Raw genomic sequence first — 20,745 nt, forward strand, 5'->3', positions numbered from 1 at the left:
CTCCAATTCAACAATAAAAAGCCGCTCATGAAGCGGCTCTTTATTTAGTTCCTTATTTACTTATTCTGCATTCTGAAGGCAGTAACTGCGGTATCAGATTAGTCTCCGAAGACCTACATGACCAACCACCCGCCCAAGTTGCTCCCTCTGGCCTGGACAAATCAATGGGCTTAGGCGAATTTGCATCCGGCTCGTTAGTTGGCACTAAATGAAGTGTATTTTTACCCTCAGGCGCCACGCTGACTTGATAGTCAATCGCAATCGCACCCGAGGGTGTGATCTCAATTAACTTAACGCTGCGTGTTGGCGTAAAAGTAAAACCGCCATTCGTTGCATCATCCATCGGAACAGTGCCGCGACTTGCAAAAGCTTCTGTCACCGCAAGCTTAGCGCTTGAGGATAAATTCATACCTTCTACAACCCTACTTCGAGCAATGTAGTCTTGATACTGAGGAACGGCTACCGCAACCAAAATGCCAATGATGGCCACAACCACCATTACCTCAATCAAGGTAAATCCAACTTCTTCACTGTTTTCTAGTTTTTGAATATCTTGAATCTGCATATTTTCTAGCTCCCGGGGTCAAATGCCTCATCATCGAGTCTAAACCTTTAATTCTCAAGATATTCAGTCGTAAAAAAAGCCAGCTTTTATCGCTGGCTTTTCTGATTCGGGAGAAGGCTGAAGAATCTTATGCTTTAGCGCGATTCTTTTTCTTCAAATAGGTACCAAGCAAGATCACAATAGCAACTCCAATGCCCTCAAAAATCATGTGAGCATCTTCCATTGCGCCTTGAATAGAATCTTTGATTGCCGGGTCTTCCACCAACATACCGCCAGCCAATAGACCTAATAAACCAGCCCCCAAAGTAATGATGACAGGGAAGCGATCCATCACCTTTAAAAGCATAGTGCTACCAAAGATGATCAACGGGATAGAAAGACCAAGACCAATGATTAAAAGGGCTAAACGAGTTTCTTCAGGACCCTTTTGAGCAGCGGCAGCTACAGCAATAACGTTGTCCAAACTCATCACTAAGTCAGCTACCAATATTGTGCGTATCGCGCCCCAGATATTAGAGTGGCCATCCATCTCAGCTTCATCATCGCTATCAGCTAATAATTGCACGCCAATGTAGACCAGCAAAATAGCGCCAACGATTTTTAGATAAGGAAGACTGAGGAGTTGTACCGCAGTGATTGTCAAAATCACACGTAAAATAATGGCTGCTGCACTACCCCAAAAAATTGCTTTCTTTTGTTGATTTGCTGGCAGATTGCGTGATGCCAATGCAATCACTACTGCGTTATCACCAGATAACAAAATGTTGGCAACAATGATTGACAAAAGTGCAGCCCAAAATGCAGGGCCTGAAAATACTGAAAAATCCATGAGTCGTCTCCCTACGTTATTTTTATGTTTTAACTGCTGACACTACAAAAAGGATGCTGTTTTATCAGCACCCTTTTCCTTATTACTAATTACAACATTGCCTTTAGTAAAGCAGCCATCTCTGAAGGGTTCTTCGTTACTTTGAAGCCACACTCTTCCATTACAGCAAGCTTGGCATCCGCAGTATCCGCACCACCAGAAATCAAGGCACCTGCGTGACCCATACGCTTGCCTGGAGGGGCTGTTACACCGGCGATAAAGCCAACTACCGGCTTCTTCATATTGTCTTTGCACCAGCGAGCAGCTTCCGCCTCGTCTGGACCGCCGATTTCGCCAATCATGATCACAGCATCTGTTTCTGGATCTTCATTGAACATTCTCATGATGTCGATGTGCTTTAAGCCGTTAATTGGGTCGCCACCAATACCAACTGCTGTGGACTGACCTAAGCCAATAGCTGTCAACTGACCAACTGCTTCATAAGTCAATGTACCGGAACGGCTAACAACACCAATGCGGCCTTTCTTATGAATATGGCCAGGCATGATGCCGATCTTGAGTTCGTCTGGAGTGATGATGCCTGGGCAGTTAGGGCCCAGTAATAAAGTCTTCTTACCTCCAGCAGCTTCCTTAGCATGCATCTTGTTACGCACTTCAAGCATGTCGCGTACTGGAATGCCCTCAGTGATACAGATCACAAAGTCGAGGTCAGCTTCAACAGCTTCCCAAATCGCAGCAGCAGCACCAGGAGGCGGAACATAGATAACGGAAGTCGTTGCACCAGTTTGCTGAGCAGCTTCTTTAACAGTCCCATAAATAGGAATATTAAAAATAGACTCACCCGCTTTTTTAGGATTTACACCTGCAACAAAACAATTTTTACCGTTTGCGTATTCCTGACATTTTTCAGTATGGAACTGACCGGTCTTACCAGTAATACCTTGTGTAATGACTTTGGTGTTTTTATTGATCAAAATAGACATATTGAAATTCCTGGATTATTTGTTTTTGGCAACAGCAGCAACTACCTTGGTAGCAGCTTCAGCCATTGAATCGGCGCTAATAATTGGCAAACCAGAGTCTGCAAGAATTTTCTTGCCTAGCTCTTCATTTGTACCTTTCATACGCACAACCAAAGGTACTGTTAGGTTGACTGCTTTACATGCAGTCACAACGCCGTCAGCAATCACGTCGCAACGCATAATGCCGCCGAAGATGTTGACCAAAATTGCCTCAACACTCTTGTTCTTCAACATGATCTTGAATGCTTCAGTTACTTTTTCTGCTGTAGCACCGCCACCAACGTCCAAGAAGTTCGCTGGCTCGCCACCGAACAACTTAATGGTGTCCATTGTCGCCATCGCCAAGCCTGCACCGTTCACTAAACAGCCGATATTGCCGTCTAATGAGATGTAAGCGAGGTCAAATTTAGATGCTTCAATTTCAGCAGCATCTTCTTCATCAATGTCGCGGTACGCAACGATTTCTGGATGACGGAACAATGCGTTTGGATCAAAGTTGAACTTCGCGTCCAAAGCCTTGATCTTGCCGTTACCCTCAAGAATCAATGGGTTGATTTCAACCAGTGAAGCATCGGTATCCCAGTAAGTCTTGTACAAGTTCTTAAATACATCGCGAGCCATTGGGATGGATGCCTCGGGCACGCCAATACCTTTAGCAACGATATCGCAATCCGCATCTGTCAAGCCAACCATTGGATCAACAAATACTTTAATAATTTTTTCTGGATGAGATTCGGCAACTTCCTCAATATCCATACCACCTTCGCTAGAAGCCATGATCACATTCTTCTGTGTTCCGCGGTCTGTAACGATGCTGAAGTAATACTCTTTTTTAATGTCAGCGCCATCCTCAATGAGGAGACGATTTACTTTTTGACCTTCTGGTCCAGTTTGATGCGTCTTGAGTTGCATGCCCAAAATTTCAGAAGCGTATTTTTTCACTTCATCCATGCTTCTTGCTAACTTCACGCCGCCACCTTTACCGCGACCACCAGCATGAATCTGGGCCTTCACAACCCATACTGGGCCACCCAGTTTTTCAGCAGCCTTCACCGCCTCATCAACACTGAATGCAGGGATGCCATTAGGAACTGGCACATTAAATTGGCGAAGAAGTTCTTTGCCTTGGTACTCGTGAATTTTCATAATTACTCCGAAACGGTATCTTTTTTAGCAAGCGATGAGGATTAGTTAAACCGATGTTGCCTTGCTCCCATACTTACTCTAGAAATAGCTAAATTAGCCAAATTTGAATAAATGCGAACGGCTTGACCGACTTCATAAGTCTAGCATGCTGCAATGCCGCAAATTGCCTCTACGGATCCGTAATTGCCCTAATCTGGGCTTTGACCGCCAATCACTTTTGCCACCACTTCCGAGCCAAAACCCTTCGATGCCAAGAAGCGGTACTGCCTAGCCCTCTCCTTTTGGTCCTGAGCGCGTATGCCGTATTTCCTGGTCCAGAGATCAAAGGCGCGCTGAAACTCGGTCTCTTTTAAGGCCCCAAGGAGTACAGCTGACTTTTTGGCATCCACCCCAGCCCTATCGAGTTCATCGGCAATCTTTCTCATCCCGTAGCGCTCGCTACGGCGGCGAACCAGCGCTTCAGCAAAACGCTCGTCAGACAACCAGCCTCTTGCCTCAAAGTCGTCCAAAACCGCTTCAATCTGAGAATCTCTGGATTCAGGCGTTTGCTCAGCCTGCTCACCGCCTAACTTACCCCATCTTGCTTCTGATTCTGCCAACTTTGCGGCTAAGCCTTTGCGACTGTATTCTCGCTGCGACAAAAGGCGCAAAGCCCGAGCTTTGAGACTCGGGCTTTGTTTAACCTTCTGATTACTACTTAACTCTTGCATCGAATTATTCGACTTCCTCTTCCTCGCTCAGCACATCCGTTACTACTGCTGAACCGGATTTAACGCCTAATTTCTCGCGAATTCTTGCTTCGATATCTTTAGCAATGGCTGGGTTCTCTTTTAAGAACTCGCGCACATTGTCTTTACCTTGACCAATGCGATCACCGTTATAGCTATACCAAGAGCCTGACTTTTCAACGAGGTCAGCTTCTACACCCATATCAATAATTTCACCCTCTCTAGAGATGCCAGCACCGTACATAATGTCAAAAATTGCTTCGCGGAATGGAGGGGAAACTTTATTCTTCACAACCTTCACACGGGTTTCATTACCAACAACCTCATCGCCTTTTTTGATGCTACCAATACGACGGATGTCTAAACGCATAGAGGCGTAGAATTTCAGCGCATTACCACCAGTAGTAGTTTCTGGGGATCCGAACATCACACCAATCTTCATACGAATCTGGTTAATGAAGATCACAGTAGTGTTGGTACGCTTGATAGCACCAGTTAACTTACGCAAGGCCTGACTCATCAAACGGGCTTGTAAGCCTGGTAAAGAATCGCCCATATCGCCTTCGATCTCAGCCCTTGGAACCAAAGCAGCAACAGAGTCAATGACGATTAAATCAATAGAACCTGAGCGAACTAATGCATCTGCAATTTCTAATGCCTGTTCGCCAGTATCCGGTTGAGAGATCAACAAATTATTTACATCCACGCCGAGACGAGATGCGTACTGCACATCTAATGCGTGCTCTGCGTCAATAAACGCGCAAGTGCCGCCAAGCTTTTGCATTTCTGCAATCGCATGCAATGTCAAGGTGGTTTTGCCAGAAGATTCTGGGCCGTAGATTTCAATCACGCGACCGCGCGCAAGACCACCAACTCCAAGAGCGATATCTAATCCGAGTGAACCGCTAGACACCACCTGAATGTCTTGGCTAATTTCGGCATCGCCCAATCTCATGATTGAGCCTTTACCAAACTGTTTCTCAATTTGTGCCAGTGCTGCAGTTAATGCTTTTTGCTTGTCTCCGCTCATTCCTTCAAATTCTGAAGAGGCTGATTGCTTTTTGTTATCCAAGGCCATTTTTTATTCCCTTTTCGCTATGTACTGGGCTTTTTCCCGAAGTTTTATCTACTGTGTAACAACTTAGGAGTTACTGTATATAAAAACAGTGGTCTTTGCAAGCGTCTTTTAAACTGAATTTACGGATTTTTGACTAGGTTGCACTTGATTGACTCGATCCCAATAGAAAAAGAGGGGTATAGCAACAGCCCAGACCACCCCTACTAGGATAAATCCAGTGATTTCGCCACCAGGAACCCAGGATCCGGCGCCCATCCGAATACCAGCCTCATAGGACATCGGACCAGCAATACCTCCTAAAACAGCCCCTAAAACAGGTCTGCCGCGCAACCAAGTCAAGGAGCCATTAATGGTGGTTGCCACCAAAACCCACAAGACCCACATCCAGAGAGGCGACAAGTACGGTGACGGCCAATCATTCCGAAAATCCAGGTAGCCCAGATGCATGATGAGAGTATCGGCCACCAAACCAAAGACAAAGGCTTTAAATAAAAGGCTGATTTCTGTTTTGGGAGAAGGTGAGCGCCAGGCGTGGAAAGCAATGTAGGCTAGGGTAGCAACTACCGCCCAAAGCACATCTTTATTGGCTGCGCCCAATACACAGGCAAACCAACCAAGCTGGAAAATAACAAAGTTCCAAAATTTAGCCATATACCTAGCAACCTAAGAAAAAGGCCACTGCCGAGGGGCAATGGCCTTTAGATTTGGTGGCGAATCAGGGATTTGAACCCCGGACCTGCGGATTATGATTCCGTCGCTCTAACCAGCTGAGCTAATTCGCCGAACTCGTTATTGTAAATGATCGGCATGCATCTGTCTAAACGAATCAAGCCTTTTTGCCTTCAGGGGCGTCTAAGCGCCTATTTGATCTGAAAGGTGCTGACAGCCTCATCTCGGCCATAAAGGACATTAAATTCGATTTTCTTGGCTAAAAAGAGCTTTTTCAGGACCCCATCCTTGTTCTCAAACACAATCGCGGTTTGATCAGGGTAATGCGAAAAAGGGTCGCTATTAACGTCTACTGCCACCCCATCAATCTTGATTTGCTTGATTGAGCGTTTATAAAACTTATCGGGACGTATAAAAATGAGGCGCTTTACATACTTATCTAAAACGAGCTTTTGACCCTGGTCGTTGGTCTTGAAGTAATAGACCAACTCCTCTTTGCCATTGGTAGTCATGTCGCGCTCTTCATCCCACTTAGCGTAAATACTTGAACTCGCTATGGCACAAATAAATATCAAGGCCAATTGGCTCAATACAAAAACAGATTTCTTTTGAGAGGAATTCATCCCGTGATCATATCAGCCAGATGAACACCTAAAAAGTAGAAAGCGTAATATTCTCAAATAATGAATTCATTTCTCTTGCGCCTTCTCAGTTTCCTGCTCTTGAGTAACTGCATCCCTATCGCCGCTTCTGCAGCCCAAATCTTCATCACCAATTACCCATCAGAGGCCAATGCCAAAGTCTTTGTCACAAAGTACCAATCCGAAGCAAACTGCATTGTGTATGACACCCAATACTCCAGTGATAACGATCCGGGTGTTTGGTTCTATACAAAATACAAGGGCGATGCCCGTGCCGTGATTTATTACACCCAATATAAGTCTGAAGCTGATCTCATTGTGTATTTCACTAAGTACAAAAGTGAAGCTCGCTGCCGTTACTAATAAATATCTCTTAAGCCCCCATTCATCTCATGAGACTTCTTTCTATATCCACCGGCAAAGTAGCTCCTTTATTTGGCAATCACCACCCTAATTACAAATCAGTTGCTTCAGCCATTCGCAAGAAGGTGGTCAGTGATTTAGAAAATCCTGTTCTAGTTGAAATTACTCCACTGGGCATTAAAGGTGATGAGCAAGCTGACCTATCAGTACACGGCGGAATTGAAAAAGCCATTTATGTTTATCCAGCAGAGCATTACATTTTCTGGAATCAACTACTCACCAGAGAAACTAAGCAGCCAGTTGGTTTGCAATATGGTGCCATCGGTGAGAACTTCACGATCGAAGGCCTGCTAGAAACAGAAGTGTTTGTTGGGGATAAATTGGTTGTTGGCGAGCTTGAATTTGCTGTAGTCAAACTACGTGAGCCTTGCTTCAAATTCAACGCTGCCGTTGGTTATAAGGGTGCAAGCAAAGCCATGCTGCAGTCTGGCTTTAGTGGTTGGTATTTGCGGGTACTCAAAACTGGAGCTCTCACTGCTGGAGCTGAAATTACTTTAATTCCAGGTTCAAGAGAAATCTCTATTGCCCAGCAAAATCAAAAGCTTTTAAACGGTCGCAATCAAAAAGATTTGTGGGAATAAAAAAACCCGACCATTTCTGATCGGGTTTCTTATTTGATGCAGACTAAAACTGCTTAGTCACGTGCGTAGATATCTACGTCTTTAGTTTCACGTACAAACAGTGTACCGATTACCAATGTCATCGCAGCGATGATGATTGGGTACCAGAGACCGTAGTAAATGTTACCGTTTTGCGCTACCAAGGCGAAGGAGATCGTTGGCAACAAGCCACCGAACCAACCGTTACCAATGTGGTATGGCAAGGACATAGAGGTATAACGAATACGAGTTGGGAACATCTCAACTAACATCGCAGCGATTGGGCCATAAACCATGGTTACCAAGAGCACTAAGTACACCAATAAGCACAACACAGCAAAGTAGTTAATCTGTGCTGGATCAGCCTTAACAGGATAGCCTTCCTTGTTCAAAGCCTCACGAATTGCCTTCTTAAACTCAGCATCTTTCGCTTTTGCTTCAGCAGGATCAATGCCCTTAGATGTATATCCAGGGATTTCGATATCGCCAATTTTCACAACAGCAGTGGCACCAGCTGGAGCCGCAACAGTTGTATAGCTAGCAGAGTTCGAGGCCATCACTTGTTTTGCAATATCGCAAGAGCTTGTGAACTTCGCTGTACCAGTTGGGTTGAACTGGAATGTACATTCAGCTGGGTCAGCAGTAATAGTTGCTGGCGCTGTTGCCATTGCCTTTTCCAACGCTGGGTTAGCAAAGTGTGTCAAAGCATTAAACACGGAAACAGGGGTGTTAGGGATGTAAGTAATTACAGCCAATAACAAACCGCCCATGATGATCACTTTACGACCGATCTTGTCAGACAAGCTACCAAAGACCACAAAAAATGGTGTGCCGATTACTAATGAACCAGCAATCAACAAGTTCGCTGTCTTAGCATCTACTTTCAACACTTGTGTGAGGTAGAACAAAGCGTAAAACTGACCTGTGTACCAAACCACCGCTTGACCTGCAACCAGACCAAACAATGCCAAGATCACAATCTTCAAGTTCTTCCATTGACCGAATGACTCTGTCAAAGGCGCTTTAGACAATTTGCCTTCTTCTTTCATCTTCTTGAAAGCTGGAGATTCATTCATGGACAAACGAATCCATACAGAAACTGCCAACAACCCAATAGAAACGATGAAAGGAACGCGCCAGCCCCAAACGTCAAAGTCTGGACCAGTGAATTCACGTGTGAACAAAATCACGAGCAAGGAGAGGAACAAGCCTAAGGTAGCTGTTGTCTGAATCCAAGCTGTGTATGCACCACGACGACCATGAGGAGCGTGTTCTGCAACGTAAGTAGCAGCACCACCGTACTCACCGCCCAAAGCCAAACCTTGAAGCATACGCAATGCGATCAAGATCACTGGAGCAGCAACGCCGATGGTTGCATAGTTAGGCAGAATACCCACGATGAAAGTTGCGCCGCCCATCAATAAGATGGTTACCAAGAAGGTGTATTTACGGCCAATCAAATCGCCGAGACGACCAAACACCAACGCGCCAAATGGACGCACGATGAAACCAGCAGCAAACGCTAACAAAGCAAAAATGAAGGCAGAGCCAGCATCTAGGCCAGAGAAGAATTGCTTAGCAATAATTGCCGCAAGTGAACCGTAAAGATAAAAGTCGTACCACTCAAAAACCGTACCTAAAGATGATGCAAAGATAACTTTGCGTTCTTCAGCGGTCATTGGGGCTGCTTTAGTTGATGTTGACATCAGTAGCTCCTAACTATTTTTATTAAATAAATAACAACGGGTCGATTATGCTTTGAAAAAATTCAAAGAAATCCACTAGTTAGGGTAATTCCCCATCAAATAGGATCGGGGTTTTCCCGAGATATTTGGGAATTAGAGGTAGCTACGCAACACCTATGAGCCCAGCGTTGATGCAATTAACGCGTTTTAGTAATAAACATTTTGGGTACGTGCAGATCCCAATAAATAGCAGCTGCGCGCAGTCCAAAAATTCCGAGCATACAGATCACGGAGCCCTCAACAACATACTGAGGCAAGAAGTTCAGCACCAGAACATAGACGCAACAACCCAAAGTCACCGGAATGGCATAAAGCTCATGCGACATGATGAGCGTTTTTCTGCCAGCCAAGACATCGCGCAATAAGCCACCGCCAATGGCAGTAATCACACCCAAAATGACTGGCGCAATAGGCAGACCATAACCCATGCCCCATGCCTTATCAGCACCCTGAATCGCAAAGAGAGCAGCACCAAATCCGTCGATATACAGCATCCACCGATAAATTTGCGGTTGGGTAAAGAAAGATTCTGCAAAGAAGGTGAGGATGCTAGCGCCGAGTGCAAGCCACACATACATTTGGTTCTCAGACCAGAAAATGGGTGCTTCTAAAATAATGTCGCGAATAGTGCCGCCGCCAATGGCGGTAATTAAACCCAGTACCAAGACGCCAAAGAGGTCTACGCCACGATCTGCAATAGCTAAGACACCCGTTACCGCAAAGGCCATGGTTGCAATGATGCCAATCCAGAAATTAATGTCTTCCATAACATTGAGTCTAATGCACTTTGTCTGAGCACAGACTTGAATGACCATCCTCAATATACTGTCAGCTATGTGTGCAAATAAGGTGTTGATATGACCTCCAAGCTGTATAGCTTTTGGCGCAGCTCCGCCGCTTTTCGGGTTCGCATTGCCCTCAATCTCAAGGGTATGGATTATCAAATCATTCCCGTACATCTCGGTAAAAATGGTGGAGATCAATTGGGCGAGGAGTATGGCAAGAAAAATCCCAGTCGCCTAGTGCCTCTTCTAGAAGATGGCAAAAAAAGTATTCATCAATCCTTAGCCATTATTGAGTACCTCGAAGAGATTCAATCTGAGCCAGCACTTCTACCAACACTAGCGATTGATCGCGCATGGGTGCGTGCTATTGCAATGGATATTGCGAGCGATATTCACCCAATCAATAATTTACGGGTGTTGCGTTATCTGATCAAGAAACTCGGCATCAGCAGTGAGGCGAAGGATGAATGGTATGGGCACTGGATCAAGGTTGGACTCGAAAGTGTAGAGATGCAATTAAGTCTTGATCCACGGGTTGGGAGATTTGCCTATGGCGATCAACCTGGCTTGATTGATGTCTGCTTAGTGCCCCAACTCTTTAATGCACTAAGCGCAAGAGTAGATGTAAAGCCTTACCCCACTCTCATGCGAATCTTTCATGAATGCATGACATTGCCCGCCTTTAACGATGCCTCTTGGGAAAAACAAATGGATGCTGAGGGACTAAATCCCGTTGCTCCACCACAAAAATAAAGAGAGCGTCAGCAAAGAACTCACGGTAGTAATTAGTACCACTCTAGAAATCACACTACCGTCAGCCTTGTAGTACTGCGCCAACATAAAGGGGCCCGTACCAGTGGGTAGCGCGCTGAGTATGACGATGGCACTTACCCACAATGCTGGCAACTCCAAGATGGGGCCCGCAATGACCCAAGCAATCAAGGGTTGAAGAATCAACTTTGCCAAACTGATACCCCAAGCCCGAGCAGGAGCGGCAGTACTTTTTTGCATCAGAAATAAACCGATGGAAACGAGAGCGCAAGGTGTTGATGCGGCAGCTAAGAACGCAATTACTTGTGCAATCGGATCATACAAAGTTAAATCACTCGAGGCCCACAATAGACCCGCAACTGGAGCTATTAACAAGGGATTAGTGCAAAGCGATTTAATGACGCTTAAACCAATCTCATGCGGCTTCTTATGCGACAAGATGCCGATCTCAATCAAGACCGTCGCCAGGGCAAACATGACAAACACAATGAAGGTGGAAATAATCGCAGGGGCTAAACCATCTTGGCCAAGGGCAAGTGCGCACAAAGGAATCCCCATATACCCAGTATTTGAATAAGAGGCGCTGAGGCTATCAAAACTGGCTGCCGCTAAATCGCGATGACATACCCAGCTTACCAAGAGCACCAGTAGAAAAACAATTAAACAACTTAGAAAAAAAGCAGTGATGAAACCAGGTTGCCAAAGCGTTTGCCATCCACTATTGGCGGCAAAGTTAAATAGTTGCGCAGGCAATGCCAACCAAACAACAAAACGATTGAGCTCAACTGAAGCATTAATGCCTAACTTACCAGTACGCCCACCAACATACCCAATCAATATGAGTAGGAATACTGGGAGAACTACATTAAATACGTAGAGCAAAATATTTAACGAGTGATAGTTAAGAGATTAGGAAATTTTCTTCAGCGTCTTCATATAACGCTGCGCATTTTTGACATATCGACCAGCGATATCGTGGATGCCAGCAATCTGCTCCGGGGTCAACTCTTTTACCGCCTTAGCGGGAGTCCCCAAAATCATGGAGCCATCCGGAAATTCTTTTCCTTCGGTAACAAGCGCGCCCGCACCTACGAGACAGTTTTTTCCAATCTTTGCGCCATTCAAAATCACCGCGCCAATGCCAATCAAACTACCGTCTCCGATGTAGCAACCATGCAGCATCACTTGATGACCAACAGTGACCTGCTTACCAATGATGAGTGGATAGCCTGGATCGGTGTGCAAAACAGAAGCATCTTGCACATTGCTGCCTGCGCCGATTTGAATGAGGTCGTTATCGCCGCGGATAACGACTTTAGGCCAGATACTCGCATCTTGATGAAGTTCAACCTTGCCGATCACTTCTGCGCTGTCGGCAACCCAAGCACCCTCAGCTAGATGAGGGGCATTTCCGTCTAGTTCAAATATAGCCATTACTTATTATAGGTATCATTCAGGGCATGGATAAACGTTGTAGCCATAAAGCAGTATTACTAGTTTAGTTGGCGCCCTGTTGTATAAGAATTTTTTTGGTTTATCATCGTTTTTACATACATCTAAGGGAGAACCCATGAAAAAAATCCTCATCGCATTGGCCGCTTTAGCCGCATTTTCCGGTCTTACTCAAGCACAAGAAACCATCAAGGTATTAAGCACGCAAGAGCTCGCGAATGTTTGCAAACTTCCTGCAAGCCCAGAATCCCTTAGCTTCTGTATTGGTTTTACTACTTCTGTTTATGAAACTTATTTAGCAACTCGTCACCCACAACGTGCGAAGCCATTTATTTGCGTTAAGCAACCTGCTCCAGCACGTGATGAAGTCATTGGTGATTTTGTGAAGTTTGCCAATAGCACTCCACAAGTTGCAGACAAACCAGCAGCAGGTGTTTTCTTGGGCTTCTTAGCTTCACGCTTCCCTTGCGCCAGAAAATAATCTAAGTAACTTAGACAAACGAATACCCATTTAAAGGATCAGCTGAGATGAAAAAAATTATCGCAATTACCGCAGCAACTTTAGCAATCGCTGGTTGCTCAAACATGAGCAACACCGAGCAACGTACACTCTCAGGCGCAGGCATTGGCGCAGCAGCTGGTGCTGTTGGCACGGCAATCTTCCACGGCAATCCTATCTGGGGCGCAGTTGGTGGTGCAGCAGTGGGTGCAGCATCTGGCTATGTCTATGATGCTTACAAGAAAAATGAAGCCTCTAATTACAATGCTGGCTACAACGCTGGAAAAAAGAATCAGCCAGCTCAGGCACCTAATTAATAAGCCTAGCTAAGCAGAATACCCAGGCCTATTGAGGCCCGAGTTCAGCAATACCAACCCAGCTCGTATTAATTTACCAGCTGGGTTTTTATTTGAATCTGCCCTGCCAATGCTTTATGGATTGGACATTTATCTGCAATCTCAAGTAAGCGCTCTTTTTCTTCAGCACTCAAGTTGCCTTGCAACTGAATCTCGCGGGAGAATGTTTCAACATCATCATTCCGTTCGATATCCACAGTTACGATAGCATTGTCTAATTTCATTTCTTTGCGCCCAGCGTACATCTTTAAAGTCATTGAGGTACAGGCTGCCAAAGCAGCACCAAGATATTCGTGAGGACTTGGGCCGGTATCAGAGCCTCCTTTAGAAACTTCAGCATCAGACAAAAAATGTAAATCACCAGCAGTTAATTTCTGCTGAAGGGGGCCTTGGCCAAACTGCGAAACTACTTTTCTCATAAGAATCCTAAAAAATTATTAATGCAAAAAAATCATCAAGACCGACTTTAACTGGAATGGGATTTGCTTGCTTTTGCTACGATGGGTAATTGCGCCTTCTTCCAAGCACTAAAGCCACCCTCTAAGTGGCATATATTAGGGACACCCATTCTCTGGAGGGTTTGTGTTGCTAGGGCCGAACGCCAAGCTGAGGCGCAATACAACACGATCCTCTTGCCTTCCCCAAAGATTGGTTTGTAATAAGGGCTGTCAGGGTCAACCCAAAACTCCAACATTCCCCTGGGGGCATGCAGCGCATTTGGAATCATGCCCTCTCGCTCTAATTCACGAACATCCCGTATATCCACAAACACCACATTTGTATCTACCAATAAATCTGACGCCATTTCCATGGAGAGCGTCTCAATTTCAGCCATTGCCTCCTGAATGAGCTCTTGATACCCAATCTTTAATTTCACCAAAATCTCCTAAATTAACAATGTCTGAGCCTCACCAAGCACCTGCTACCATTCTGCTATGAACTTTACCCCCACAGAACTTGGTGCGAGCATTATTTTTGCAATTGCTGTTTTGCATACCTTTTGCACAGGCTATTTTGAAACGATTGCTAAAAAATCGCCTCGACATGCTGGTCTTTGGCATCTCCTTGGTGAAGTAGAAATTGTTTTTGGTTTTTGGGCTGCCATACTGGTTATTTTTATTTCCTTATATGACGACTTAGGGACTGCTAAGAACTTTCTGAATAAACGCAATTTCACAGAACCACTCTTTGTCTTTGCCATCATGATTGTGGCTGGCACAAAACCCATTCTGTATTTTTCTACTCAAATTTTGCATGTGCTGGCCAATGGCCTGCAATATCTTTTGCGTATCAGAAGCGCTCCTGCTTTATATTTTTTAACTCTAGGGGCCACACCACTCCTTGGCTCTTTGATCACCGAGCCTGCAGCGATGACTCTGGCTGCTTTTTTATTGCGCGATCTTGTCTATCGTCACCAATGTTCTAAAGCGCTTCTATTTGGCACCCTTGGCGTGCTCTTTGTGAATATCTCCATTGGAGGCACACTCACCAATTTTGCTGCTCCGCCTGTTCTGATGGTGGCCTCTACCTGGGGATGGAGTTCAGCATTTATGTTTAGCAACTTTGGTCTAGAGTCTTGCATTGCGATCTTCATCAATGCTCTGGCAGCAACGCTTTTATTTCATCACCAATTGATTGAACCTAATGCCGATAAAGGGGAAGTAAAAATTCCTTTCGCAGTCATTTTGACGCACCTAGTTTTCTTATTTGGTGTGGTTTACTTTGCGCATGATCCGATTATTTTCACGTGGACTCTGCTCTTCTTTATTGGTTACACCACGGCATATCCAAAACATCAAAGTCCTCTCATCCTGAAAGAAGCACTTTTAGTGGGATTCTTCCTGGGTGGCTTAGTAGTATTGGGTTCATTGCAAGGATGGTGGCTGCAACCCATTCTCGAAATGATGAGCCCTACCGCAGTCTTTTATGGCAGTCTTGGTTTAACTGCTTTCACTGACAATGCGGCACTCACCTATTTAGGATCATTGGTTACGGGAACCTCACCGGAGTTCAAGCTGGCATTAGTGGGTGGAGCGGTTGCCGGTGGTGGCCTCACCGTTATTGCTAATGCCCCCAACCCAGCGGGTATTGCGATCTTGCGTGGCCACTTTCCTGGGCATACGGTTTCAGCGCTGTATTTATTGATTGCGGCCATTCCGCCCACCATCGTGGCAATTCTGGCTTACAGACTCATATAAGAACAACTTGGGTCTTAGGCGGTAAAATCTGAGCTTCGCCCCCAGCTATACACCTGAGAACGGCATATGAAAAAGCTCTACATCAAAACCTTTGGCTGTCAAATGAACGAGTACGACTCGGGAAAAATGGCAGACCTCCTGCATGCGGATGAAGGCATGGTCATGACGGATCGCCCTGAAGATGCCGACGTGGTTCTTCTCAACACCTGCTCTATCCGCGAAAAAGCGGAAGATAAAGTCTTTTCAGATTTAGGACGGCTGCGTGAACTCAAAAAAACGAAGCCTGACTTACTGATTGGTGTTGGTGGCTGCGTTGCCAGCCAAGAAGGTCAACAAATTGTTAGCCGCGCTCCTTACGTAGATGTTGTGTTTGGACCTCAAACACTCCATCGCTTATCCGACCTCATTGCACAGCGTCGCAAAACAGGCATCTCACAAGTGGATATTTCTTTTCCTGAAATCGAAAAGTTTGATCATCTTCCCGCATCTCGCCAAACTCGTGGCTCTGCATACGTCTCCATCATGGAAGGTTGCTCTAAGTATTGCAGCTACTGTGTTGTGCCATATACGCGTGGTGAAGAAGTCTCAAGACCATTTGATGATGTGCTGACAGAAGTCGCTGGCCTAGCAAGTAAAGGCGTTAAAGAAATTGTTCTGCTTGGTCAAAACGTAAACGCCTATCTTGGCAAGATGGGTGATACCGAAGAAATCGCTGACTTTGCTCTATTGATTGAATACATCGCTGAAATTCCTGGGGTTGAACGAATTCGCTTTACCACCAGCCATCCTAAAGAATTTACACAACGCCTCATCGACGTCTACGCCAAAGTACCTAAGCTTGTCAGTCACCTGCATCTGCCCGTACAACATGGGTCGGATTCTATGCTCTCAGCGATGAAACGTGGCTATACGGCACTGGAGTTCAAGAGCATTATTCGCAAGATGCGCGCTGTTCGTCCCGACCTGACACTGTCGAGTGATTTCATTGTGGGTTTCCCAGGAGAAACTGAGGCTGACTTTGAAAAACTATTGAAGATGGTGAAAGATCTGAACTTTGATAACAGCTTTTGTTTTATCTTTAGCCCACGTCCAGGAACTCCAGCAGCGAATCTTCACGATGACACACCATACGAAGTCAAACTCAAGCGTCTCCAAACTTTATTGGCATTGGTTGAGGGACAGGCAAACCAAATTAGCCAAAAAATGCTGGGTAATATTGAAAGAGTATTGATTGAAGGTCTTGCCAAAGATGGCATCAACTTACAAGGTCGCGCTGAAAATAATCGTGTCATTCATTTCACAGCACCCGTTCAAGATATTGAGAGCCTGATTGGTCAATTCGTAGACATTCGTATTACGGAAGTTCTGAACTACACCCTCAGAGGCGATTTGGTAGAAGCACATGTCAGCCAATAAAAAAAGTACTTCTCCCAAGCTAGCGATTGAGTTGCAATACGCTAGCCCGGCGATTGAGTCCGCCGTAAATAAAGTGGCTTCCTCAACCCTAATTAAAAAATGGGTCAAAAGCTCTACGGCACTTGGTGGCTTAATTACCCTACGCTTTGTAAATGCTGCGGAAGGTAAAAAGTTGAACTTGGCTTTTCGTCAAAAAGATTACGCCACCAATGTTTTAACTTTTTCTTACGAGCTTTCAAAAGAAGCTGTAGTAGCAGATATTATTTTTTGCCTACCGGTTCTGCAAAAAGAAGCTAAAGAGCAAAGTAAATTACTAAAAGCCCATTTGGCCCATTTAATTGTGCACGGCTGCCTTCATGCTCAAGGCCATGATCACGAGATAGGCCGGGATGCTAAAAAAATGGAGTCCCTGGAAATCCAGAGTCTCCAAAAATTGGGCTTTGCTAACCCCTATTCTTGATTTGCCATATTTCTACGCTATTCTTGCTATATGCCTGACCCCAATAAATCCCTTTTAGATCGCTTGGCTGATTTTTTAACTCCGCAGCCAACGGAACCCAGTGAGCGCCGTCAAGAACTGATTGATACCCTTCGAGAAGCTCAAGCTGAGGGATTAATTGATGCGGATGCCCTCTCCATGATTGAGGGCGTGTTTCAAGTAGGGCAGTTATGCGCTCGTGACATACTTGTGCCTCGCGCCCAAATTGATTGGATTGATATTGGCCAACCTCTCTCTGAAATCATTAAGAGTGTCATTGAAGCAGCTCACTCACGGTTTCCTGTATTCGAAGGTAGTCGAGATAATGTCATTGGCATTTTGTTAGCAAAAGATTTATTACGTCACGCTACCGAGAAAGATTTTCAGGTGCGGGATTGGTTACGCCCAGCGGTATTTATTCCAGAATCCAAACGTCTTAGCGTCTTATTGCGAGACTTCAAAGACAACCGCAATCATTTAGCTATCGTAGTTGACGAATATAGCGGTGTTGCCGGCATCATTACCATTGAAGATGTACTCGAGCAGATCGTTGGCGATATTGAGGATGAGCATGATGTCGATGAAGAAGCGGACAACCTCATCGCTTTAGATAATGGCGACATCCGCGTTAAAGGTATTACCGAGCTTGAGCAATTTAATGAAAGACTTGGAACTCATTTTGAAGTGGAAGATATTGAGACTGTGGCGGGCTTGGTGATTCAGCATTTAGGCCGCGTCCCTAAAATGGGTGAGCTCATTGAAATAGGTGGCATTGAATTTGAAGTACAGCGCGCCGACCCAAGACAAATTCATATTCTGCTTGCACGACAATCCAATAAAAAATCAGACTGAGATTTACATTGCTTGATCAGCACTCTAATCATTCGGGTATGGGCATCAAAATCTTTTCGGTTTGCATTCTGTTTGCATTGGGAGCGGCCCTGGCTGCCGTTGCTGAGTTGCCTTATGGTGGCTGGATTCAGATCCCCGTTCTCAGCCTTCTGTGGTGGCGTCTTGATCAGAAGTCCGCGTCCTTAAAAAAACAATTTGTCTTAGGCCTCTCATTCGGCATTGCTTATTTTGTTGTGGGCCTATGGTGGCTTTACATCAGCCTGCATGATGTTGGTGGGATGAGTGCGCCACTCGCCTGCATGGGTGTATTTCTGCTCTCTGCTTATGTGGCTCTCTATTTCTCATTGGCAACACTTGCTATTCCACTGTTTAAAGAGAGTCGCTTATTTGGCCTGCTACTGGCAGCGAGTTGGGTTCTTGCGGAATTTCTACGGGGCTATATCTTTACTGGATTTCCTTGGATGGGCTTTGCTGAAACCCAGTTCAATGGACCTTTCGCACCAGTCGCCCCCTTCTTTGGCGGACTAGCGTGTACCTTTTTAGCAATCTGGACTTCCTGGGAAATTTACCAAGCTCGCAAGCATGTCGTTTCCAGCATGCTCCTCATCTTGACGGTTATTGGGATTTCTCAATGCGCTGGTTTATTTACTTTCACCAAGCCAGTTGGAGAGCCGATTAGTGTTCGATTGATACAGGGTAACTTTGAACAAAGCCTGAAATTTAATCCTCAATCTATTGGCAAGCAAATTGATTTCTATGTCGGGGAAATTACTAAAGAGGCAGCTAACCTCATCATCATTCCTGAGACAGCGTTTCCATGGCCACTTCCTAATTTACCCATTGGCCTATTGGATTACTTGCAAAACTTTTCTAATAAAAGTAGTAGCAATATTCTGCTTGGCTTGATCGGCGAAGTGCCTGGAGAAGGCGGTATGCAGTATTCGAATCGCGCTGCTGGACTGTCGCCAAATGCATTGCCATATCAATACGATAAAGCCCACCTCGTTCCCTTTGGAGAATTTATTCCTCTAGGTTTTCAGTGGTTCGTTAAAGCCTTTCATGTACCCATGAGCGACTTTGCAAGAGGAAAGCTGGATCAACCTCTCTTTGCGATTGCGCGCAAGGATCAAGATGATCTTCATGCGGCAATTACGATTTGCTATGAAGACGTCTTTGGTGGTGAACTTGCCTCCCGTATTCAACACAGCGATCAGCCAGTCAACCTACTCATCAATATGACCAATCTAGCCTGGTTTGGTGATTCTCAAGCGTCTACCCAACAACTCAGGCTTTCACAATTGCGCTCCCTGGAAACTGGGCTTCCCGCCTTGCGTGCCACCAATACTGGGATTACTGCGGTTCTTGGTCCTGATGGCAGAGTGCTGAAAGCGCTCCCGGAATTTACCCAAACAACCCTCAGTACCCAGGTTCAGGCCTACTCTGGAAAAACGCCTTATGTCATTTGGGGTAATTTACCGATTTTGGGTATTTCTTGCCTGCTCTTGCTTTGGGGTCTGATTCGTCAGAGACGTTTTTAAGTATTTTTAACTCCAGAGTGCTCTAGCCATGTAAAATCAAAGGCTTAGCCAGGTTAATCATGCTTACTTTTCAGCAAATCATTCTCAAACTTCAAGATTATTGGGACCAACAAGGTTGTGCCCTACTACAACCTATCGACCTCGAGGTTGGTGCTGGTACATCCCATACCGCCACCTTCCTACGCGCCATTGGTCCTGAGCCTTGGAAAGCGGCTTACGTTCAGCCATCCCGCCGACCTAAAGATGGTCGCTATGGCGAGAACCCAAACCGCTTACAACACTACTATCAATATCAAGTAGTCCTCAAGCCGGCACCTGAAAATATTCTCGATCTTTACCTAGGATCTCTTGCCGCTTTAGGCTTAGACCTTAAAGAGAATGATGTTCGTTTTGTAGAGGACGATTGGGAAAACCCAACGCTGGGTGCATGGGGTCTTGGCTGGGAAGTTTGGCTCAATGGCATGGAGGTGACACAGTTCACTTACTTCCAACAAGTAGGCGGCTTAGATTGCAAACCTGTTCTTGGTGAGATTACCTATGGCATCGAACGTTTGGCAATGTATATCCAAAACTGCTCTAACGTCTACGACTTAGTATGGGCCGATGGCATCTCCTATGGCGATGTGTATCACCAAAATGAAGTGGAGCAATCTTGCTACAACTTTGAACACTCTAATACTGATTTACTCTTTGCCAACTTCACAAACTATGAAAGTGAAGCAAAGCGTTTGATGGAAGTTCCACTGGCACTACCTGCTTACGAGATGGTTCTGAAAGCTGCGCACACATTTAATTTACTGGATGCGCGTGGCGCTATCTCGGTTACTGAGCGCGCAGCCTACATAGGTCGCATTCGCAATCTTTCTCGCGCAGTGGCTCAAGCTTACTTTGAGTCTAGAGAAAAACTGGGCTTCCCAATGTGTCAACGTCAAGCTAAAGCTCAGGCTTAAGCGCA

General features: G+C 45.4%; 25 protein-coding genes and 1 tRNA gene. 11 read left to right on the forward strand and 15 right to left on the reverse strand.

Features of this window, described 5'->3' with window-relative positions; all coding sequences use genetic code 11:
• Nucleotides 1-52 precede the first annotated feature (52 nt).
• From C2755_RS08920 to C2755_RS08960, 9 genes are all read right to left on the reverse strand, one after another.
• Nucleotides 53-565, reverse strand: a complete 513-nt coding sequence (locus C2755_RS08920) for a pilin (protein WP_215321005.1) — start codon at nt 563-565, stop codon at nt 53-55.
• A 127-nt stretch (nt 566-692) separates the two neighbouring features.
• Nucleotides 693-1,394, reverse strand: a complete 702-nt coding sequence (locus C2755_RS08925; RefSeq protein WP_215321007.1) for a TerC family protein — start codon at nt 1,392-1,394, stop codon at nt 693-695.
• Nucleotides 1,395-1,483: 89 nt separating this feature from the next.
• Entirely contained in the window at nt 1,484-2,377 is an 894-nt protein-coding gene (gene sucD, locus C2755_RS08930; protein WP_072582760.1) for a succinate--CoA ligase subunit alpha, read from the reverse strand.
• A gap of 15 nt (nt 2,378-2,392) precedes the next feature.
• Nucleotides 2,393-3,562, reverse strand: coding sequence for an ADP-forming succinate--CoA ligase subunit beta (gene sucC / locus C2755_RS08935; RefSeq protein ID WP_011903667.1), 1,170 nt, complete (start codon nt 3,560-3,562; stop codon nt 2,393-2,395).
• 188 nt (nt 3,563-3,750) lie between these two features.
• Entirely contained in the window at nt 3,751-4,272 is a 522-nt protein-coding gene (gene recX / locus C2755_RS08940; RefSeq protein WP_215321009.1) for a recombination regulator RecX, read from the reverse strand.
• 4 nt (nt 4,273-4,276) lie between these two features.
• Nucleotides 4,277-5,362 (reverse strand): recombinase RecA, encoded by a 1,086-nt coding sequence (recA, locus tag C2755_RS08945; protein ID WP_370623815.1) that lies wholly within the window; start codon nt 5,360-5,362, stop codon nt 4,277-4,279.
• A 114-nt stretch (nt 5,363-5,476) separates the two neighbouring features.
• Nucleotides 5,477-6,019 (reverse strand): DUF2878 domain-containing protein, encoded by a 543-nt coding sequence (locus tag C2755_RS08950; protein ID WP_215321011.1) that lies wholly within the window; start codon nt 6,017-6,019, stop codon nt 5,477-5,479.
• 54 nt (nt 6,020-6,073) lie between these two features.
• Nucleotides 6,074-6,150, reverse strand: a tRNA-Met gene (locus C2755_RS08955).
• 78 nt (nt 6,151-6,228) lie between these two features.
• Nucleotides 6,229-6,660, reverse strand: a complete 432-nt coding sequence (locus tag C2755_RS08960; RefSeq protein ID WP_215321012.1) for a hypothetical protein — start codon at nt 6,658-6,660, stop codon at nt 6,229-6,231.
• Nucleotides 6,661-6,720: 60 nt separating this feature from the next.
• Between C2755_RS08960 and C2755_RS08965 the strand changes: the two genes are divergently transcribed.
• Together C2755_RS08965 and C2755_RS08970 are read left to right on the forward strand one after the other, a co-directional pair.
• Nucleotides 6,721-7,041 carry a DUF6150 family protein gene (locus tag C2755_RS08965; protein ID WP_215321013.1) on the forward strand — a complete coding sequence of 107 codons (321 nt, stop codon included), beginning with the start codon at nt 6,721-6,723 and terminating at the stop codon, nt 7,039-7,041.
• Between the two features lie 29 nt (nt 7,042-7,070).
• Entirely contained in the window at nt 7,071-7,682 is a 612-nt protein-coding gene (locus tag C2755_RS08970; protein WP_215321014.1) for an MOSC domain-containing protein, read from the forward strand.
• Nucleotides 7,683-7,735: 53 nt separating this feature from the next.
• Here the strand turns inward: C2755_RS08970 and C2755_RS08975 are convergent, their stop codons facing one another.
• Both C2755_RS08975 and C2755_RS08980 read right to left on the reverse strand, forming a co-directional pair.
• A complete protein-coding gene (locus C2755_RS08975; RefSeq protein WP_215321015.1) occupies nt 7,736-9,406 on the reverse strand; it encodes an MFS transporter in 1,671 nt (556 codons plus the stop codon).
• A 176-nt stretch (nt 9,407-9,582) separates the two neighbouring features.
• Nucleotides 9,583-10,212 carry a trimeric intracellular cation channel family protein gene (locus C2755_RS08980; RefSeq protein ID WP_215321016.1) on the reverse strand — a complete coding sequence of 210 codons (630 nt, stop codon included), beginning with the start codon at nt 10,210-10,212 and terminating at the stop codon, nt 9,583-9,585.
• Between the two features lie 90 nt (nt 10,213-10,302).
• Between C2755_RS08980 and maiA the strand changes: the two genes are divergently transcribed.
• Nucleotides 10,303-10,983: a maleylacetoacetate isomerase gene (maiA, locus tag C2755_RS08985; protein ID WP_215321017.1), complete on the forward strand. Its 681-nt coding sequence runs from the start codon at nt 10,303-10,305 to the stop codon at nt 10,981-10,983.
• On the opposite strand, the gene C2755_RS08990 is transcribed toward maiA, so the two are convergent.
• Entirely contained in the window at nt 10,954-11,883 is a 930-nt protein-coding gene (locus C2755_RS08990; protein WP_215321018.1) for an AEC family transporter, read from the reverse strand. The genes maiA and C2755_RS08990 overlap by 30 nt on opposite strands.
• Before the next feature lie 27 nt (nt 11,884-11,910).
• Nucleotides 11,911-12,435: a gamma carbonic anhydrase family protein gene (locus C2755_RS08995; RefSeq protein WP_215321019.1), complete on the reverse strand. Its 525-nt coding sequence runs from the start codon at nt 12,433-12,435 to the stop codon at nt 11,911-11,913.
• Nucleotides 12,436-12,571: 136 nt separating this feature from the next.
• Here C2755_RS08995 and C2755_RS09000 point away from each other — a divergent pair, with 136 nt between their 5' ends.
• Together C2755_RS09000 and C2755_RS09005 are read left to right on the forward strand one after the other, a co-directional pair.
• Nucleotides 12,572-12,934 (forward strand): Rap1a/Tai family immunity protein, encoded by a 363-nt coding sequence (locus C2755_RS09000; RefSeq protein WP_215321020.1) that lies wholly within the window; start codon nt 12,572-12,574, stop codon nt 12,932-12,934.
• Between the two features lie 47 nt (nt 12,935-12,981).
• Complete coding sequence (locus C2755_RS09005; RefSeq protein ID WP_216190564.1) at nt 12,982-13,269, forward strand: glycine zipper domain-containing protein; 288 nt, start codon at nt 12,982-12,984, stop codon at nt 13,267-13,269.
• Between the two features lie 68 nt (nt 13,270-13,337).
• Here C2755_RS09005 and C2755_RS09010 read toward each other — a convergent pair whose 3' ends face one another.
• Nucleotides 13,338-13,727, reverse strand: coding sequence for an OsmC family protein (locus tag C2755_RS09010; protein ID WP_215321021.1), 390 nt, complete (start codon nt 13,725-13,727; stop codon nt 13,338-13,340).
• Nucleotides 13,728-13,774: 47 nt separating this feature from the next.
• Nucleotides 13,775-14,185 carry a rhodanese-like domain-containing protein gene (locus C2755_RS09015; protein ID WP_215321022.1) on the reverse strand — a complete coding sequence of 137 codons (411 nt, stop codon included), beginning with the start codon at nt 14,183-14,185 and terminating at the stop codon, nt 13,775-13,777.
• A gap of 58 nt (nt 14,186-14,243) precedes the next feature.
• Between C2755_RS09015 and C2755_RS09020 the strand changes: the two genes are divergently transcribed.
• From C2755_RS09020 to glyQ, 6 genes are all read left to right on the forward strand, one after another.
• Entirely contained in the window at nt 14,244-15,506 is a 1,263-nt protein-coding gene (locus C2755_RS09020) for a putative Na+/H+ antiporter (RefSeq protein WP_215321023.1), read from the forward strand.
• Between the two features lie 66 nt (nt 15,507-15,572).
• Complete coding sequence (miaB, locus tag C2755_RS09025; protein WP_215321024.1) at nt 15,573-16,922, forward strand: tRNA (N6-isopentenyl adenosine(37)-C2)-methylthiotransferase MiaB; 1,350 nt, start codon at nt 15,573-15,575, stop codon at nt 16,920-16,922.
• Nucleotides 16,909-17,382, forward strand: coding sequence for an rRNA maturation RNase YbeY (gene ybeY / locus C2755_RS09030; protein WP_215321025.1), 474 nt, complete (start codon nt 16,909-16,911; stop codon nt 17,380-17,382). The genes miaB and ybeY overlap by 14 nt, the downstream gene beginning before the upstream one ends.
• A 30-nt stretch (nt 17,383-17,412) precedes the next feature.
• On the forward strand, nt 17,413-18,252 hold the full coding sequence (locus C2755_RS09035; RefSeq protein WP_215321026.1) for an HlyC/CorC family transporter: 840 nt from the start codon (nt 17,413-17,415) through the stop codon (nt 18,250-18,252).
• Nucleotides 18,253-18,260: 8 nt separating this feature from the next.
• Nucleotides 18,261-19,790, forward strand: coding sequence for an apolipoprotein N-acyltransferase (lnt, locus tag C2755_RS09040; protein WP_251368464.1), 1,530 nt, complete (start codon nt 18,261-18,263; stop codon nt 19,788-19,790).
• Between the two features lie 59 nt (nt 19,791-19,849).
• Entirely contained in the window at nt 19,850-20,740 is an 891-nt protein-coding gene (gene glyQ, locus C2755_RS09045; protein ID WP_068319536.1) for a glycine--tRNA ligase subunit alpha, read from the forward strand.
• Nucleotides 20,741-20,745: the final 5 nt, after the last annotated feature.

The sequence above is a fragment of the Polynucleobacter sp. MWH-S4W17 genome, from assembly GCF_018687535.1.
In the GTDB taxonomy this organism is placed as follows: domain Bacteria; phylum Pseudomonadota; class Gammaproteobacteria; order Burkholderiales; family Burkholderiaceae; genus Polynucleobacter.